Origin of the sequence: Metamycoplasma auris, from assembly GCF_003253435.1 — a bacterium.
Taxonomy (GTDB): Bacteria; Bacillota_I; Bacilli_A; order Mycoplasmatales; family Metamycoplasmataceae; genus Metamycoplasma; species Metamycoplasma auris.
Genome location: NZ_QKUB01000002.1, coordinates 94,850 through 113,014, shown reverse-complemented (window position 1 = coordinate 113,014; position 18,165 = coordinate 94,850). Strand labels below are relative to the sequence as shown.

Annotated in this window: 19 protein-coding genes and 3 tRNA genes; 12 read left to right on the top strand and 10 right to left on the bottom strand. The window is 26.1% G+C overall.

The annotated features are described in order from the left end of the window. The first annotated feature begins 494 nt into the window (after positions 1 to 494). From BCF89_RS01400 to BCF89_RS07785, 12 genes are all read left to right on the top strand, one after another. Positions 495 to 1,004: a variable surface lipoprotein gene (locus tag BCF89_RS01400; protein ID WP_111518316.1), complete on the top strand. Its 510-nt coding sequence runs from the start codon at positions 495 to 497 to the stop codon at positions 1,002 to 1,004. 407 nt (positions 1,005 to 1,411) lie between these two features. Continuing rightward, a complete protein-coding gene (locus BCF89_RS03530; protein WP_111518314.1) occupies positions 1,412 to 1,831 on the top strand; it encodes a variable surface lipoprotein in 420 nt (139 codons plus the stop codon). A gap of 315 nt (positions 1,832 to 2,146) precedes the next feature. Next, positions 2,147 to 2,407, top strand: a complete 261-nt coding sequence (gene rpsP / locus BCF89_RS01390) for a 30S ribosomal protein S16 (RefSeq protein WP_111518312.1) — start codon at positions 2,147 to 2,149, stop codon at positions 2,405 to 2,407. A 3-nt stretch (positions 2,408 to 2,410) separates the two neighbouring features. Further along, positions 2,411 to 3,091: a tRNA (guanosine(37)-N1)-methyltransferase TrmD gene (gene trmD / locus BCF89_RS01385; RefSeq protein WP_111518310.1), complete on the top strand. Its 681-nt coding sequence runs from the start codon at positions 2,411 to 2,413 to the stop codon at positions 3,089 to 3,091. Next, positions 3,081 to 3,434, top strand: a complete 354-nt coding sequence (gene rplS / locus BCF89_RS01380) for a 50S ribosomal protein L19 (protein ID WP_111518308.1) — start codon at positions 3,081 to 3,083, stop codon at positions 3,432 to 3,434. The genes trmD and rplS overlap by 11 nt, the downstream gene beginning before the upstream one ends. A gap of 172 nt (positions 3,435 to 3,606) precedes the next feature. Continuing rightward, positions 3,607 to 4,851: a tyrosine--tRNA ligase gene (gene tyrS, locus BCF89_RS07800; RefSeq protein WP_111518306.1), complete on the top strand. Its 1,245-nt coding sequence runs from the start codon at positions 3,607 to 3,609 to the stop codon at positions 4,849 to 4,851. A 95-nt stretch (positions 4,852 to 4,946) separates the two neighbouring features. Further along, on the top strand, positions 4,947 to 5,828 hold the full coding sequence (locus BCF89_RS01370) for a DegV family protein (protein ID WP_111518304.1): 882 nt from the start codon (positions 4,947 to 4,949) through the stop codon (positions 5,826 to 5,828). A 146-nt stretch (positions 5,829 to 5,974) separates the two neighbouring features. Further along, a complete protein-coding gene (locus BCF89_RS07795) occupies positions 5,975 to 7,435 on the top strand; it encodes an MSC_0624 family F1-like ATPase-associated membrane protein (protein WP_111518302.1) in 1,461 nt (486 codons plus the stop codon). 3 nt (positions 7,436 to 7,438) lie between these two features. Then, the gene (locus BCF89_RS01360) at positions 7,439 to 7,942 is read left to right on the top strand and encodes an MSC_0623 family F1-like ATPase-associated protein (protein ID WP_111518300.1); all 504 of its coding nucleotides are present in this window, start codon (positions 7,439 to 7,441) and stop codon (positions 7,940 to 7,942) included. Between the two features lie 3 nt (positions 7,943 to 7,945). Next, positions 7,946 to 8,842: an MSC_0622 family F1-like ATPase gamma subunit gene (locus BCF89_RS07790; protein ID WP_111518298.1), complete on the top strand. Its 897-nt coding sequence runs from the start codon at positions 7,946 to 7,948 to the stop codon at positions 8,840 to 8,842. Between the two features lie 3 nt (positions 8,843 to 8,845). Next, positions 8,846 to 9,298: an MSC_0621 family F1-like ATPase epsilon subunit gene (locus BCF89_RS01350; RefSeq protein ID WP_111518297.1), complete on the top strand. Its 453-nt coding sequence runs from the start codon at positions 8,846 to 8,848 to the stop codon at positions 9,296 to 9,298. A gap of 15 nt (positions 9,299 to 9,313) precedes the next feature. After that, positions 9,314 to 11,377: an MSC_0620 family F1-like ATPase-associated subunit gene (locus tag BCF89_RS07785; RefSeq protein ID WP_111518296.1), complete on the top strand. Its 2,064-nt coding sequence runs from the start codon at positions 9,314 to 9,316 to the stop codon at positions 11,375 to 11,377. An 80-nt stretch (positions 11,378 to 11,457) separates the two neighbouring features. Here the strand turns inward: BCF89_RS07785 and tig are convergent, their stop codons facing one another. From tig to BCF89_RS01300, 10 genes are all read right to left on the bottom strand, one after another. Beyond that, complete coding sequence (tig, locus tag BCF89_RS01340) at positions 11,458 to 12,900, bottom strand: trigger factor (protein ID WP_111518295.1); 1,443 nt, start codon at positions 12,898 to 12,900, stop codon at positions 11,458 to 11,460. 44 nt (positions 12,901 to 12,944) lie between these two features. Next, entirely contained in the window at positions 12,945 to 13,652 is a 708-nt protein-coding gene (locus tag BCF89_RS01335) for a hypothetical protein (RefSeq protein WP_111518294.1), read from the bottom strand. Positions 13,653 to 13,917: 265 nt separating this feature from the next. Beyond that, the gene (gene eno / locus BCF89_RS01330) at positions 13,918 to 15,294 is read right to left on the bottom strand and encodes a phosphopyruvate hydratase (protein WP_111518293.1); all 1,377 of its coding nucleotides are present in this window, start codon (positions 15,292 to 15,294) and stop codon (positions 13,918 to 13,920) included. Positions 15,295 to 15,558: 264 nt separating this feature from the next. Beyond that, positions 15,559 to 16,251: a 50S ribosomal protein L1 gene (gene rplA / locus BCF89_RS01325; protein WP_111518292.1), complete on the bottom strand. Its 693-nt coding sequence runs from the start codon at positions 16,249 to 16,251 to the stop codon at positions 15,559 to 15,561. Beyond that, positions 16,251 to 16,694 carry a 50S ribosomal protein L11 gene (rplK, locus tag BCF89_RS01320; RefSeq protein WP_111518291.1) on the bottom strand — a complete coding sequence of 148 codons (444 nt, stop codon included), beginning with the start codon at positions 16,692 to 16,694 and terminating at the stop codon, positions 16,251 to 16,253. Before rplK ends, rplA begins: the two co-directional genes overlap by 1 nt. A 266-nt stretch (positions 16,695 to 16,960) precedes the next feature. After that, positions 16,961 to 17,248, bottom strand: a complete 288-nt coding sequence (locus tag BCF89_RS07780; protein ID WP_277870042.1) for an NADPH-dependent FMN reductase family protein — start codon at positions 17,246 to 17,248, stop codon at positions 16,961 to 16,963. Beyond that, entirely contained in the window at positions 17,178 to 17,561 is a 384-nt protein-coding gene (locus tag BCF89_RS04780; RefSeq protein ID WP_241856420.1) for an FMN-dependent NADH-azoreductase, read from the bottom strand. Before BCF89_RS04780 ends, BCF89_RS07780 begins: the two co-directional genes overlap by 71 nt. Positions 17,562 to 17,841: 280 nt before the next feature. Continuing rightward, positions 17,842 to 17,915: transfer RNA gene (locus BCF89_RS01310), tRNA-Gly, on the bottom strand. 2 nt (positions 17,916 to 17,917) lie between these two features. After that, positions 17,918 to 17,991 (bottom strand) — tRNA-Gly (locus BCF89_RS01305). Between the two features lie 62 nt (positions 17,992 to 18,053). Next, positions 18,054 to 18,129, bottom strand: a tRNA-Arg gene (locus tag BCF89_RS01300). Between the last annotated feature and the right edge of the window lie 36 nt (positions 18,130 to 18,165).

The window sequence follows — 18,165 nt, the reverse complement described above, 5'->3', positions numbered from 1 at the left end:
TTTTTGAATTCTAATAATGAACTTTGCGAAAAGCGGCAGTATCAACCGTATGTATGCCGCTTTACGCAAATTATTAATTAAATTAATAATTAGCAATAAGGATAATTTGGGATAAAACCTTTAGCATCTCATAACTATAAAATTAAATTAAGTCTGAAGATAACATTTTAAATAAAGAAAAAGCACTAAATATCGCTGAAGATATTAGTGCTTTCTCAGAGATTCTAATTTAATATTCTAGAATCACAAAGGTATTTTAAAAAACTAAAATACCAATTTTCTGTGTGGCATTAATCTTAAAAATTAATTAATATTTCAAAAGATTTACATTTAATTGTTAAAAAAGATTGAAATTTGTATATTTTTTAAAGAAATTTTTACTATTTTGGCAAAAAAAAAAAAAAAAAGTAAACTTTTTCCCATAGCATGCAAAATCACAATTAAGTATGCTTATTTTTATTAATTTTAAGAAAGGTAAATTATTTTAATCATATATGAAAAAACTAAATAGGTTTTTATTAGTGTTTGGTTCAGTTTCTTCTTTAGGTGCACTTCCTTTAGTTGCAGCTGCTTGTGATAATACAAAAAAAGAAGAAAAGAAAGACGAAAAGAAACAAAACGAAAATGCATCTACAACTACAACTTCTCCAGCAACAACAGAAAGACCACAAGCAGATGCTCCTCAAACTTTAGGATCTAGTTCAGAAAAAGCAGAACCTAGAGTTGAATATAGTATTGGTTTAGCATCAGGGGAATTAGAGGACTTAGTTAATGCAATTTCAACTGATAGAGATAATTTCAACTATAGTGTTGAGTTAGCTAAAAAAGCTGTTGCTCCAACATCTGAAGAAGTTTTAAAAAACTCAGAAGCAGCAAGAAATAAAGCTAATTTTGAAAATGTTACTGAGGAAGTAAGAAAACATTTAGAAAGTACTCAAGATTCAATTTTAGCTAATAGCGAATATGCAAATAGTCAATCATCAGATTCAGAAGAAGAAAGATAATTTTCTTATTATCAAAGTATAAACTTATTGTTTTCAAATCTAATATCTACAACTTAAATATCAAATATTGAATTTCTAATAATAATTAATGACTAAATCATATAGATTTAGTTCATGGCAAAATATTGGCTGTGGGCCAATATTTTTCTATTTTATTTAATTTAGTTTATTAGTAGTTAATCAATAATAATTCATTGAAAAAGGCAAGTATTTTCTAAATATAAATTAAGCAAAAAATTCTTATTGTTTTCAATAAGAAGCAATATTTTCCAATCTTTTTTCAATCGATGATTCAAGTTTTTTAAATACTTTGCTAAAAAAAAAAAAAAAAAAGTAGAATTAATTTTTACCATAAGAAAATATGGTAATTAAATTAACATTGATGAAAGGATAATTTATCTAACATTATGAAAAAGATAAACAAAATACTATTAGTTTTAGGTTCGGTTGCTTCAGTTGCATCATTACCTTTAGTTGCTGCAAATTGTGGTGGAACTAAGGAAGAATCTAAGAAACCAGAAGCTTCAAAACCAGCCGAAAAACCTCAAGGAGATGACGCAAACGCTTCAACACCAGGAAAGACTGATGAAGAAAAGAAGAAAGAGGAAGAAGCTAAGGCTGAAAAAGAAAAGAAGGAAAAAGAAGAAAAAGAAAAGAAGGAAAAAGAAGGAAAGGAAGAGAAACCAGCTACTCCTTCTTCACCTTCACCATCTCCAACAACTCCTCCAACGGTTCAACCTCAACCTCAACCAAAACCAGCGACAGGTCATGAAACAAATGGAATTGAAGAGCTTGTAAATAGCGAATCAATTGACCCGATTATCTAAAAACCCTTATTATAATTTCTATCTAAATATTTAAGTATCTATCTATTTAATAACTCTAATTACCTATTAATATAATCGTTAAAATTTCATTGTAACAATTGACTAGTTCGCTAGTCAATTTTTTCTTTTATTCGTTTTTTAAAATGTATTAATTAAGGTTAGATTTGCTATCAAGAATACTTAAATAAGTAGATTAAAATTCTTATAATTTAAAAAAAATGTAAAGTATTTTTGCTTGACAGAATTTTTGTGTTAAAATTATTTCTAAATTTAATAATTAAGTAAATTTTATACAGTATTTAAAAAAGGATTAATATGGTTAAATTAAGATTAAAAAGAACAGGAAAAAAATTCCATGCAACATATAAAATTGTTGCATCAGATGCAAGAGCACCTAGAGATGGTAGATTTATTGATGTTTTAGGTCACTATGATCCTCATACAAAACAATTAGTTTTAAATGAAGAATTAGCTACTTCATATCTAGACAATGGTGCCAAACCAACAGAAACAGTTAGAACTCTTTTAAAGAAAAACGACTTCTATGCAAAATATATTGCTAACAAGAATAAATAAGTTATGAAAATAAACATACTCACATTATTTCCACAGTATTTTGAAACTTTCAAAAATACAAGTATGATTGCAAAAGCAATCAAACTCGGACACCTTGAAATAAATATCATTGATTTTCGACTTTTTTCTAGAGAAAAACATAAGAAGGTTGATGACACAATTTATGGTGGTGGTGATGGAATGCTGCTTCAGGTTGAACCAATTGATTTGGCACTTGAAAGTGTTCCTAACAGTTACAAAATTTTAGTTAGTCCACAAGGGAGTGTCTTTAATCAAAAAAAAGCGCATGAACTATCTAAAATGAAAGAAATAACATTAGTTTGTGGGCATTATGAAGGTTTTGATGAAAGAGTGTTATCTTTTGTTGATGAAGAACTATCGGTTGGTGACTTCATTCTTACAGGAGGAGAAATTCCAGCAATGCTAATAACTGAAGCAGTTGCAAGATTAGTTCCCGGAGTACTACGTAAAGGAAGTCATCAAAATGAAAGTTTTGAAAATGAAGGATTATTTGATTTTCCTCAGTATACTAAACCTTCTGTATACAAAGGATTAGCTGTTCCAGAAGTGCTATTATCTGGAAATCATAAATTAATCAAAGAATGACGTGAGAAAAATGCTTATTTGAAAACTTTAAAGAACCGTAAAGACATAATCGAAAGGATTAAGAAAAATGAGAAGTAAATTATTGGAACTTGTTGAAAGAGAACAAATTAGAACTGACATTCCTGAAATTAGAGAAGGTTATAACGTAAGAGTTCACGTTAGAATTAAAGAAGGCGATAAGGAAAGAATTCAAGTTTTTGAAGGTTTAGTTATTGCTTCTTATGGTGAAGGTATTAACAAATCAATTACTGTAAGAAAAGATTCATATGGTCTAGGTGTTGAACGTATTTTCAAGATTAATTCTCCTTTGATTTCAGGTATTGAAGTTATTAGAAGAAATAAAGTTAGAAGAGCTAAACTTTACTATATGAGGGAATTAAAAGGTAAGAGTGCTAGATTGAAAGAAATTAAAAGAAAATAATTTCTTTTTAAAGTTCGTAAAGCGAACTTTTTTATTTTATATCTATCTTAAAAAAAGGTCTAATATTCAATATTAAAAAATATAAATTTATCAATATTTCAATTTAAATTGAAATACTTAAATTATTTATATAATTTAATAAATCTATTTTGTTATTCTAAAGGAGTTATTTATGTCACAAAAGTTTCTTAACGAACTAAAAGAGAGAAATATTTTAAATAATCTATCAAATATTGAAAAATTTTTATCTTTAAAGAATGAAACAGGAGTTTATATTGGTTTCGATCCAACGGCAAAAAGTCTTCATTTAGGTAACTATTTACAAATTGCAACTTTATTGCGTTTCAAGGCTGCTGGTTATAAAGTTTATGCAATTTTAGGTGGGATTACAGGAATGATTGGCGATCCTAGTTTCAGAAGCTCTGAAAGACAATTTTTAGACATCAAAACTCTAAGACAAAATAAGCAAAAAATTAGAAAACAATTAGAAAAATTTGGTTTAACAGTGATTGATAATCTTGAATTTTATAAAGATATTAAATTGATCGATTTCTTTTCACAAATTGGAAAATTAATCAATGTTAATTATTTGCTTGAAAAAGAAAGCATTGCCACTAGATTGCAAAATGGATTAAGTGTAACAGAACTTTGTTACCAACTAATTCAAGGGTGAGACTTTAAATGCATGTTTGAAAAATATGGTGTGCAAATTCAAGCAGGTGGATCAGATCAATGAGGCAATATCACTACAGGTCTTGAATTTATTCGAAAAGCCTATGGAGATGAAGTTAAAGCAGTTGCCCTTACGATAAACCTAATTACAGATGAAAATGGTAAAAAGTTTGGAAAATCAACTGGAGGAGGATCGCTTTGATTAAGTAAAGATATGACTAGTCCATATGCACTATATCAATTTTTACTTAATCAATCAGATGCCAAAGTGGAAGATTACTTAAAAGCTTTTACATTTTTACCACTAAGTAAAATTGCCAAAATTATGGAAGAACATAATTTAGCTAAGAATAAAAGACTTGCCCAAAAAACTCTAGCAGAACAAATAACAAAAGATATTCATGGACAACGATCACTTAATCAAGCTAAAAAGATTACTGAAATTCTTTTTTTAAAAAGTAATAAGGAATTAACTTTAAGTGATATTGAGATGCTAAAAGAATCAATTACGACAATAGAAGTAACCAAACAAAAGAAATTCATTGATCTTTTGAAGGAGAATAATATTACTTCATCAAATCGTGAGTCTCGAGAATTTATTACCAAGAAATCATTTTCGATTGATAATAAAATAATTGAAGATGAAAACTATGTTATAGAATTTCAAAAATATAACTTCAAATATGCTTTATTAAAAAAAGGAAAAAAAGATTTTTATATTTTAATTAATAAAGATTTAATTTAACTTTTAACATTAAATTTAGCTTAAATTAATATAAAACGCACGAAAATTTAAATAAATGTATAATTCTTTTGTATTTTTTTATTCAAGGAGAAATTATGAAGATAAAAATAATTGTAGACTCATCATCTGGACTTAGTGAAAGTCAAGCTAATGAACTAGGATGAGGCTTTATTCCATTACAATGTGAAATTGATGGAAAAAGATTTCAAATTGGAAGAGAATTCTTTATCGAAGATTATAAAAAAATATGGGAAGACAATAAAAAAGTTGATGCTACTACTTCTGCCTCATCGCCAGCTTTATCAGAGTTAGAAGTATCTAAGTATATAAATGAATATGATTTGGTATTGATCTATCCAATTTCAAAACACCTATCATCACAAACTTCCTTTTTAATGAATCAATTTAAAGATAATAAAAAAGTTTATGTCGTTGATTCTAAAAGAGTTTCTTATTTGATAGTAAGAGATTTATTAATTTTTGAAAATAAAATTAATAACGGAATCCCTTTCGATGAAGCAATCAAACATTTTGAAGTTAACAATGAAAGATTAATTCTAATTCCTCAATTCAACGATGCTTTAGTTAAAGGTGGAAGACTTTCCAAATCTGCTGCAGTAATTGCTAAACTTCTAAGAATTGTTCCACTAATCAAATATGATTTTGGGATTTTAGAGAAAGAAGGTATTGGAAGAGTATTCACAAAATCACTTGAAAAAACTGTTTCTGAAATGTATGAAGAAAACAAAGAAAATCTTGAAGATAAGATTCTTTTTGTAGTTCATGCTGATTCAGATTTAATTGAAAGTTTAATCTCAAAATTTAAAGTGATTACAGAAAATAAACTACCAATATATTCAATTAAATTACCAGTTGATATTTCAATTCATACTGGCATTGGAGCAGTTTGTGTAACTATTGCAAATGTAGATAAAGGGATTAAAGATAAAATAACTTTATTTGCAAAGAAATGATAATACTTATTGATTTGTTATTTGAATCTATAGAAATATAGAATTTTTAATTATTACTAATGATAGTTTGTATATATAGAAAACTTATAAATATGTATTATGTATTAAATAATTAAAATAGTCTAACAATGAAAGGAGAAAACTATATTATGCAAGCTAATAGTATTAATAATAAAAAAGTCTATGATGATTTCGAATCGATGCTTAATAATAAAAAAAGAAATAACCTTCTTTTAGTTTTAAAAATTACATTAATTAGTTTTCTAGTAGTTTTTTCAGGATTGATTTTATTCTTTGCACCATTAACACTTTTTTCAAATAAACTAGTTGATAGTAAAAGCATTAATTGATTTCTTGATTTTTCAAATCCTGCATTTGAGAGGATAAATTACATAGCTTTATTTCGGATATTCTTGTTGCTTGGTATTTTCTTATATACATTTATTGCCAATTTTTCTAATCTAATTAATCAAAGAGAAGCAACTAGAAAATATATTGTTTGATTTGTTATTTATTTGCTTTTTTCACTAACATCTTTAGTTTTATTATTTACATTTTTTAAGAAAAATATTGTTGATTATTACTATTTATCATTGATTTCAGTTCCACTTCTTGCAGTTGATATTGCATATTTAATCTATAAATTTAATCTTAAAAAGAAAACTGATCCAGTCAATTATAAGAATAAGATTTCAATGATAATTTCAATCATTTCAAGAACAATTTTAGTTATAAGTTTTATTGCTATTCTAAGTGCTTGAATCTTTTCAAAGAATGCCCTTGAAAGAAATGATTTTTTAAACAATAATAAGATTCATAATTTCTTTGTTGAACTTTTTTCTCAAAGAAGTATTAAAAATTTATTTTTAATGATTTTATTTATTGTTATCATTGTTGTTTTGATATTCCTTATTAACATTGAAAATATTATTTTAGTTATTTCAAAGCAAGGAAAAATCAACGTAATTAAAGAAAAAATATTGTTATTTATATCATTGAGTTTCATTACTTTAATTTGATTTATAAGAACTTTATTTTATAAGAGTGAAATTGAGTTATTTAAGGTATCTAAGAACTTAAGTGACTATTTATATTTGATTGGAATCGGATTAATTTTATTAGTATTAATTGGATATCTATTAGTTAGTTTTATAAAAAAACTTAAGGTAAAAGGACTTCTATTTAATAATATTGTTTTTGGTTTTAGTATCTTTTTAATTTGAATTATTGTAGCTGCGATCAGTTTTTTAACCGAAATTAAATTTAATCTTAATATCACAATCTTAATCGCAACATTCTCAAGTTTAGTTATTTTAGTCATCTATCGATTAAAGATTGCTAATGAAGCATATTATGTTTCAATTTTATTAGAAGCAATCATCGTATTGATAACCTTAAGCTTACTAATTAGTGGACTTAATTCAATTTTGCTTGCTAATAGCAATCAAAGTTTCTATTTAATTAATTCATCTTTATCATTAGAGCAAATTTTTATTATAACGACAATCGCATTTGCCTTTTTATTTAATATTGCAACAACCATTAATTTAATTGTTAGTTTATCAAAAATCACTAAAAAGGAAAATAGTCAATATCTTGAAAGAAATTAGTGTATGAATAAAAAAAATAAGTTAGAAAAAAAATTATTAATGGAAGCAAACAAAGAAATTAAGACTCTTAGTTTAGTATGAAACGAAATTCAAAATCAAACTAATTTCATTTCATTTCAAAAATTATTTTTTACAGTCTTACTAAAAAGCAATCTCAAAACTAACGATAAAGATGTCTTATTCTTTTTAAATAAGATTAAAGAAGCAATTGCAAAAAAATATGATTTAGTATTTGATCGTTTTGTTATTTCATTCAATCTTGTAAATAAATTTAATAATTTGTATATATGTCCATATATAGCAAATTCTGAGGCAACGAATTTTGAATCTTTAAATTTAACTTCCAATTCAACTCTTTTTAATTCTAATTTGATTATGAATTTAAATAGAGAAATAAATTATTTGTTAGATAATGATTTCTATGTCGAAGTAATTGAAGATCTAGTAATTAAAAAAAATGAAGACATTGAACTATTCTATGATAAAAAAAGTATTTTAGGGTGATAAAAAATGCACTTAAAAAAATTAAATGAAAAACTAATCAATTTAGAAAATATTCTAACGAAAGTTAATAATTCAAAGAATATACTTCTAATTGACATAATGAAGCTTACAAAAAGATTGAAATTCAATGTTTCAAATGCGCTTTTAAACATTGATTTAATTAATGAAGTAAAGAATCATTATGCAATCAAAAATAAATTAATTAATAGTTCAAAAATTACCATTAGATTAAAAAAATTCTTCAATCAAAAATCAATTCTTTGAATATATGTGACTGAAAATCAAAAATATTCAACTGATTCATATTCAAGATATGAAAGAACAATTACAAAATTAATAAACAAAAAAAGAGATGACTTTATTGTTATTGGCGAAAGAGCAAAGTCATTTTGCATGCAAAATGATTTCAATATCATCAAAGCCTTTTCGGAAAATGATAAACAATCAAAAAGATTACCTTGAATTATTTCACAAACAATTAAAGTATTGCATGCAGAAAATAATTACGATGAAGTTAATTTTGTGCTTAATACAAATCGCAATTATGATGGATACTTTACAATTCTTCCAATTGAAAAATTTGATGTTAACAAATTAGTAAGTGAAGAGAATAAAAATAAAACTATTGAAAATTTTGAAAACTTCAAGATTTTTCCAAATATTGAAGATTTTATCGATAAAGAAATTGATATCTTTTTAGAAAATGCAATTTATTCATTAATGATTGAATCTTCATTCTACAATGCAAAAAATGATTTAGTAACAACAAATAAAATTATTAATCAAATTGAAGATGAAATTGCATCGATAAAGAAGAAAATAATAAGACAAAAAAGAGAAAAAGAAATCGAAGAAATCGTACTTTTAACAAGAACAAATGAGAAGGTTTTTAAGGATGAATAAAATATGGAGAATAAGTCAGGTTCATTTAATATAAAAATTAATTTTATTGATAGCAAGGTTTTAGAAATTAAAAAAGCTAAGTTATATATCAATGTTGATGAAGATGATGATTGAATATTAATTGATTCAAATTCAATCATGGCCTATGAATATGTTATGATTAAAATTAATGATCTTGATGAAGATAAAACCTTTTATTTATTCTTGTTAAATCCAAACATTGTTATTAAAGATAATCGAATTACAATTAATACATTTAGTAAAAAAGTAATTTACAAACAAACCAAAGAAAAAATTGACAAAAAAGACGAAATCAAAGAAGTTTTGAAAAAAATTGAATACTATCAATCCCTTCAAATTCTAGGTTTAAACTTAGATCAATTTATGGAACTTAAAATCTTGAAACAGAAATTAGCATTACTTAATTTAGAACAAAAATTTAGATTAGTTAAATAAAAAAAGAAGAAATTTATGAAACTAAAAAATACATTATTATCACTTACATTGATTACATTAGCACCGCTTCCTCTTGTGTCTTACAAACATATTGAAACTAGAAACACAATAAGAGAGGATAAGGAAAAAGAAACTCCAACTAATGCTAGTGATTTTGATACATTTGCTGAATTAAGTAAGAAAAAAATTGAAGAAGGAATTGAAAAAGTCATTGATCAAACAATCAGTCACTTTGATAATGAAAAAAAGAAATTAGAAAAACTTATTAATGATGATTTTGTAAAAAATGTTTCTGAGATTAATAAACTAATTTATATTCAATCTATATTGCAATACCTGGGAAACAATAAGGATGATATCAAAAATAATCATTCAAATAATAAAGGCTTTAATATTGTATTTCCATATGTGTTATCAAAGAATAAAAATTATGAAGTATCAAAAGTTAAATTTGATAACGAAGAATTTAATGCAATTAAGATTGGTAAAGAAGATGATACTGATTATAAAAAGCAATTCAATGATAAGGCTGAAGTAAGTAAAAATAAAGATGAAGTAAATGGGATTAAAAAAGATCGTCTTGAAAAGGCAATTGATAATTATTTAGGAGCATTGAATAATGAATTAAAATCAATGCTATATGATGATAAAAATATTCCTCAAATTGGAAAAGATTTTAAACTGGAATTTAAGAATAAAAATCAATTTGAATTTAGTAATCCAAATGGATTTAATTCATGAGATGAGTATATTATTGCAAAACTAAATCCTAAATTTATCAAATTTGATTTAAAACAAAACGAAAATTTTGAGACTGATGAAAATGAAAAAGAAAACAATAATAATGATCCAATAGCTAAACCAGATTTAGTTCCTGGGGACAAACCATCTGAAACAATTAGTCTTGATGAACAAATTAGAACACTTCCATTATTATCTCCATGAGTAGCACCTGAATATGTATCAAATGATGCATCTTCATTAAAGAGTTCATTTGAATCTGCAGGAGAAAATAAAAGCAAAATATTCTTCTTTGATAATCCGATCAATACAAGATATGAATACACAGTTAGTTCTCTTGAATCAGAAGGATCTGAACATCTAAGAGCAACAATTAATATCACCGATCGTGTTGATAATAAGGGCGCTCGAAGTTATATAAGAAGAATTAAAATAAACACATCCAATGAACAAAAAGCAATTAATTCTGCCTATAGAGAAATTATTGAATCAAATAAAAAGGTGTTTAGTCAAATTTATAGTGCCTTAGGAATTGATGACAAAATTAATTATTTAGAGATAAGAAATAATAATTTACGAGATTCGTTATTTAGAATGGTTGGAGCTGGTGTTCAAATTACCAATAAAACTGATTATCTAAAAGAAACAAATAAAATATTAATCTCAGCTTCGAATGCTTATTTAGAATCAAATAATCTAAATTCAATTATTAAAGATCTAAACAATGCAAAATATCTAATGCTATCATCCTTATATTCATCACAAATTAATAATGAATGATATTTTAGTGCAATTCCATATTCATTAAAGGATGCACTTCTAAGATTTAAAGAAATTATTAGATTAAATAAGGAAATTATTTCTAAAAACTTTAATGATCACAAATTTAATTTAGGTTATTTGAATCAATACTATGAACTTTTAAATAAAAAAGTTTCGCAATTGATTGCAATGAGTACACAAAGAATAATAAATCTTTCAGTATGATATGATACATATCTAAATGGAATTAAAGATATTATGAATCAATTGAAGATTTTAGCAACTTTAGTTGATAATAAACCCCTAAGCACAGATGAAATAAAAAATAACTTTAATGATGCTTATGCGAATATGACTGAAAAAATTAAGTTAAGTAACAATGATAGTAAACTTAGTTTAAAGAAATTTGGATATGCATTATTAGGTCTTTCAGGAATTTTATTATTATCCTTAAGTATTTTTCTATTAGTTAAGAAAAATAAAATTAAACTTCTTAGTGCCACGAAGATCTCAGTTGTATCAGCTTGCCTAATCCTAGGAATCCTAATTATTGCAATTCTTATGATTGTTTTATAAAAAAAAAAAAAAAAAATAGACTTTCTTATAAGCAACTAGAAAGTCTATTTTTTTTATTCAAGTTTTTAATTAGTTTTATTTTATTCTTTAACTTCTTCTAAGGGTTGTTCTTTGTTTTCTTCTTCTTTAGATTTTTCTTGTGACATTGATTTTACTTGTGCAACTAAAGCACTTTGGATCTTATTATCATAGTCAGAAGTTAATTGTTTTGCTTCATCATATTTAACTAAAGCTTCAGGGTCATTAATTTCAGCTAATTTAGCAAAGATTTTAGCTGCTAATTGTTCTTGCTCAAAAGCCTCAAATGTAACAAATGATTTAATTTGTTCTGGTTTTAAACCATAAAGTTCTGATAGATTTGTTATTCTTGCTTCGTATTCATCACTTGATGCATGTAATTTTTCTTCATCGACAATTTTTCCGTATACATATGACTTGATTAGATTCTTTTTAGCTTCGTCTTTGTATAAGTCTAAAATTTCATCTTTTGATGTTTTTGCAAATTCAATGTAGTCTTTTTCAGTTATACCTTGTTTTTTAATTTGTGCAATAAAACCTTGGTAGTACGATTGAGCTGTTTCGTTGATGATTATGTCTGACATTTTTACTTCTGATTGTTCAATAACTTCGTTAATTGCATCATTGATAAATTTTTGACTATTCGCGTTAAGTTTTTCCTTTAGAGCATTATTCTTAATATACTCATTAAAACTTTCAAGATCATTAACTAGAGGATTAACTTTTACTTCTTTTAAAAATTGTTCATTAACTTCTGGGTAGTTTGGACTCTTAATTGTGTGAATTGTTACTTTAAAAATTACATCTTTGCCAGCTAGATTTTTAGCATGGTAATTTTCTGGGAATTTTAGATTTAGGTCTTTTGTTTCACCTTTTTTAAGACCTATCATTTGTTCTTCAAAACCAGGAATGAATTGATTTGAACCAATAACTAAATCAAATTTTTCTGCCTCACCACCATCAAATTTTTCGCCATCAACAAATCCTACAAAATCAAAGTTAACACTATCATTTAGTTTGATTGGTTCTTCTGAGTCTAACATCACAACATAGTTTTCAAGTGTTTTTCTTTTTTGTTCTTCTATTTCTTGATCACTTAGTTCTAAACTATCTAACTTAGTTTTAAGATGTTTGTAATCGCCTAGTTTAATTGTTGGAAATAAAGGAAAAACAAATTCAAATACAGCCTTTTCTAAATTTAAATCGGTTACATCGAATTTAGGTCTAAAATTATCAGCCAAAATATCTTTTTCATCAATTTGAGTGATAATGTGATCTTTATAAATTTTGTCAATGTTATCAGAAATAGTTTTATCAAAGATCTTCATTAAACTAATGTGTTTTAGAGCTTCAAATAATGGTGCTTTACCTTTTCTAAAACCAGGAACTGTAACTTCATTTGCAAGTTTCTTTTTTGTCTTATCTAGGGCTGCTTCTCACTCAGTCCCTTCTAATGTATAGTCAATTATTAATTCAGTCTTATCACTGTTGAATTTCTTAGACATTTTTTTCTTCTCCTTGAATAAAAAATATGTAAATATTATAGCATTTATTTAGCTAATAATTTGTATAAGGTTTGCTCTGATTCATTAAGTTCAGAAGCATCTTTTTCATTGAATAAAACCTTAGTTACATTGCTAATAATCTCGTAATCATTTTGGGTTCGATTCTTTAAAATATTGACTCAATTTTGAAATAAATATGCACCAAAAACCTGTCTTGCAATTTTGGTCTTAGATATATCTGATTTAAAGAGTTCAATAATCTCTTTTTCTAATTTAGCAATTGCTTCATTCTTTAAAAAGGAACCATCCTTTGAAGGATTAATGATATCATTCTTAATCTGATAATCATAGTTAACATTCTTGGATTGTAATAAGTCATAAATTAGTGTCTGAAAACCACTGTTATCAAAACCATCACCTTCAAAGAAGTATTGAAATTCAGATAAGTAATTACTAATATCACGATTCTTTAACTCATTGTAATTAAGCATAAAAACATAGTCCATTTTTTTATTTTTCAATGAATTAATTAACTTAATAGTCTCCAATGAAGTGTTAGTTTTAAGATTAGTTCTCTTAATCTGACTTAGGATTATATTTCTAAAAGATTCAATTTCATTTTGCATTGCAGAAATAGGAAATTGTTTTTTTGCTTCATCTAATAAATAAATTGCTTTTAGAGGGTCTTCTTTTCTTATTTGAGAAATTTCATCAATAAAAGTATTAAATTCTTCTTCTAATATATTGTTCATAATTATTACAATTTTACAAGATATTTAAAGGATAAATACCAAATCACTACAATATTTTTGCAATGAATTTTAAGCATTAATTTAATGAAAATTTAAACAAAATAAAGAAAATGAAAAGCAAATTAAAAAGCATATAAAATAAGAAAAACAAAATTATAAAAATAAGTGTCTAACATTATAAGAATTCTAATGATTAAACACTTATTTAAGATTATAAAATTAGTCTTATAAATCTAAATGATTTGCTATATTTAATTTAAGAAGATTATTTTAGATTTGAAAATATCTTTTCGCCTAGATAGCTACCCTTATTCTTTAGTTCATCCTCAATTTTTAAAAGTCTATTATATTTAGCAATTCTATCTGTTCTAGACATAGAACCAGTCTTAATTTCATTAGTACTAAAAGCCACTGCTAGATCAGCTATAAATGTATCTTCTGTTTCACCTGAACGGTGTGAAATAACAGGAATATAACCAGCTTTCTGTGACATCTTTATTGCTTTGATTGTTTCTGTCAATGATCCAATTTGATTAATTTTTATTAGGGATGCATTGATTGCATTTTTATCGATTGCCATTTGGATGTATTTTGGATTTGTAACAATTAAATCATCACCAACTAATTGCACAATATTGCCATATTGTTCTTTCATTTTAATGAACCCATCTCAATCATCTTCATGATGTGAGTCTTCAATTGAAATGATTGGATATTTCTTAATTAATTTTCCATAGTATTTAACTAATTCATTCGAATTAAATTCATATTTATTTTTAGCATATTTGCCAAAACCTTCTCTTTTTTCAAGAATAGCTTGTTTGAATTTTTTAAAGATATATGTCTTAGTGTCTGAATTATATAGTTCTGAACTTGCTGCATCTAAACATATTGCAATTGCATTTTCTCCACTTGTTGCTGGATTAAATTTAGCTTCCTTAATTGCTTTTACTAAAAAGTCAAGTGCTTCCTCATGAGTATGTAGATTAGGAGCAAATCCACCTTCATCACCAACTTGCGTACCATGACCTGCTTTTTTTAGTAATTTAGCTAATGTGTGGAATACCTTGTTTGCCATTTGCATTGCTTCTTTAAAGGTTTTAGCACCTAATGGCATAATCATAAATTCCTGAAAATCAATTGTATTAGATGCGTGTTCTCCACCATTAATGACATTTAACATTGGAACTGGCAATGAAAACATATTGTTACTATTTTTTCCAAGTTTTGCTAAATATTCATATAGAGGTTTTTTTGCTTCAATTGCAGCTGCTTTTGCACAAGCTAATGAGACTGCTAAAATCGCATTTGCACCAAGATTTGATTTAGTTTCAGTTCCATCTAATTCAATCATTTTAGAATCAATAATTTCTTGTTGACTAACTTCCATACCAACTAGTAATTTTTGAATCTTATTATTTACATTATCACAAGCTGTTTGAACACCTTTGCCACCAAATCAATTATTTTCATATTGAGTGTTTTTATCTCTTAATTCAAGCGCTTCCTTAGACCCTGTTGATGCGCCAGAAGGAACTAATGCTTCAGCAAAAGCTTTTTTTGTATGTAGTTCAACTTTTATTGTAGGATTTCCTCTACTATCTAGAACTTCATATGCATATATTTTTTTAATTTTAGACATTTTTAATCTAACTCCTTAAGTTAATCGTTTAAATAAAAAGTAATTGCATGCTTTATAACTATTTATAAATTATATCCTATTGTTTAATGATTAAAAAATAGTTAATTTTTAATTACATTTTTAGTATTTTTTTATCTTAAGTATTTATTTTTTAGATGAATCTTTTTATATAAAAATAGGCAAAAAAATATCTCAATAATATAAACTTAGTTTTTAAAAAAAATAAAAAATGGAATCAATAAATGAGCCCATTTTTTATTTTAATTAATCAATTTTAACTTTAACTGCAGCTCCCATTGATGTTGAGACAACAATGTTTAGTACATATGTACCCTTAACTGTTTGTGGTTTTAATCTTTTAATGGTGTGAATTAATGTTTCCGCGTTTTGAGCTAATGCTTCAGTACTCATTGATTTCTTACCAATTGAAGCATGAATAATTCCACCCTTATCTGCACGGTAATTAGCCTTACCTTTTTTAAGTTCTTCAACTGCCTTAGCAGGGTTTGTTGTAACTGTTCCAGTTTTTGGGTTAGGCATTAAACCTTTTGGTCCAAGTTTCTTTCCATATTTACCTAAAACTAACATCATTTTAGGGTCGGCAACAATTACATCAAAGTCATATTTATCTTGATTTAGAACTTCTGGTAATTCTGCTGCTGAATAAATTAAATCAGCTCCTGCTTCTAGCGCTGCTTTTTGTGCACTAACTTCATCTGTTGCAACTAAAACCTTAACAGTTTTTCCAGTTCCATTTGGTAGAACAACTGCACCTCTTAATTGTTGGTCAGATTTTCTTGTATCTAGATTCAATTTGATTGCAATATCCATTGATTCATCAAATTTTGCAAATGATGCTTTTTTAGCTAAGTTAATTGCATCAACTAATGAGTAAACATCTTTTTTATTAACTAATGTTTTTAGAACCTTAGCATTTTTTGTAACTCTTTTAGCCATTAGTTAGCACCACCTTTCAATCATTCATCATAACCTTCAATAGTAATACCCATATTTCTAGCTGTTCCAGCTACTTGATGCATTGCAGCTTCAAGTGTATTTGCATTCATATCTGGCATTTTATAGGTTGCAATCTCTTTTAATTGATCAAGAGTAATTGATCCAACTTTTTCTTTGTTTGGAACTCCACTTCCTTTTTTAGCCTTTGATGCTTCAATTAATTTGTATGATGTAGGGGAGGTAAATAGTTTAAAATCAAATGATTTATCTTTGTAAACTGTAATTAATACAGGAACTGGTTCTTGACCTCTTTCTCTTGTTTTGTCATTAAATGCCTTTGTAAATTCAGGCATATTAATTCCAACACCAGCAAGAGCAGGACCTGGTTTAGCTTGACCGGCGATAAATTGTAGTTTGGCCTTTTTTACGATTTCTTTTGCCATTATATTAAAATCCTTTCGATAATTGTGGTATGTAACGAATTAAAAATTCTTCCACTTTTTGGCAATTTTTATATTGCAAATGCAATTATAACAAAATATGGTTTTTTATTATATAAAAAACGTTTATTCATTAATTCGAAAATAAAAAAAGTTTCTGAAAATGAATTTTGTTAAACTATTGTTATTTATTTTTTATTCAAAAAAGTAAAACAAAATCAAATAAAAAACATAGGATAAACCTATGTTTAGATTCTTAGTAAATCTAATTAGAAATTAATAGCTGCTTCTTTAATTTCATTTTCTTTGTCTTTGATTACATCATTTGGATCCATACTTACATATGGTTCAACTTTTGTGCCATCAATTCTAATGCTTTTAGCTACTTCTGCTCCTAAGAAATCTCAAATTCCTTCTAAATATGAAATATGATTTGCTCATAAATATCATCCATATGGGGCACCTTGAGTTGCAATAATTTGAACCTTAAGGTTTGATAATAGTCCGATTGAAGCACCTTTTTTTTGAGTATTTGTATGAAAATGTTTTATTTGCAACTGCAATCCTGTCAATGAATGTTTTTAGGACAGTTGGAACATTGAAATTAATCATTGGAGATGAGATAACTACCTTATTTACTTCTTTTAGAAGTTCAATGTATTTATTTGATAAATCTTCATTAAAGAAATTACCAAAGTTATTTGAATTCATTCCAGACTGAGCCATTTCAAGATTATTTAAATCAAATTCAATAATTTCATCATTTTGATTGATATTTTTATATTCTTCAATGAATTTCTTTGCTGCTAAGGTTGAGATTGATTTCATATTATTAAGAGGTGAAGAATATAATACTAAAACTTTTGCCATGTCATTCTTCCTTTCAAAAATGCATTAATATTTATTTATAAATATAACTCATTCTAAATTATAGTTGAGTTTATTATTTTGTAGACTATAAGTTCATTATTTGTTTCGCTGTAATCACTTGCTGCAGTAATTATAAGAGTTGTAGTATTTATAAAAACTAAAAAGAAAATAAAATAATTATTAAAGGTTATCTTAGATTTTTAAGCAGTAAATTAAGATCATTTTTTTATGTCTTTATTTAAGAAATAAAAAAACCTGGATTTACCAAGTTTTCTTCATATGGTGCGGATGAAGGGAATCGGACCCTCGTATTCAGATTGGCAACCTGATGTTCTACCATTGAACTACATCCGCAATGGTGCAAGTGATGGGAATCGAACCCACGTAGTTAGCTTGGAAGGCTAAAGTTCTACCATTAAACTACACTCGCTAATAACGTTAAAATTATAAACCAATTTTAAATTTGTTTTTTAAAAAAAAGAATAAAAAAAATGGCGATCGTAGCAGGATTCGAACCTGCGACCACATGCTTAGAAGGCACGTACTCTATCCCCTGAGCTACACGACCGTCACACATATTATTTTATAATATTAATTATTTTTT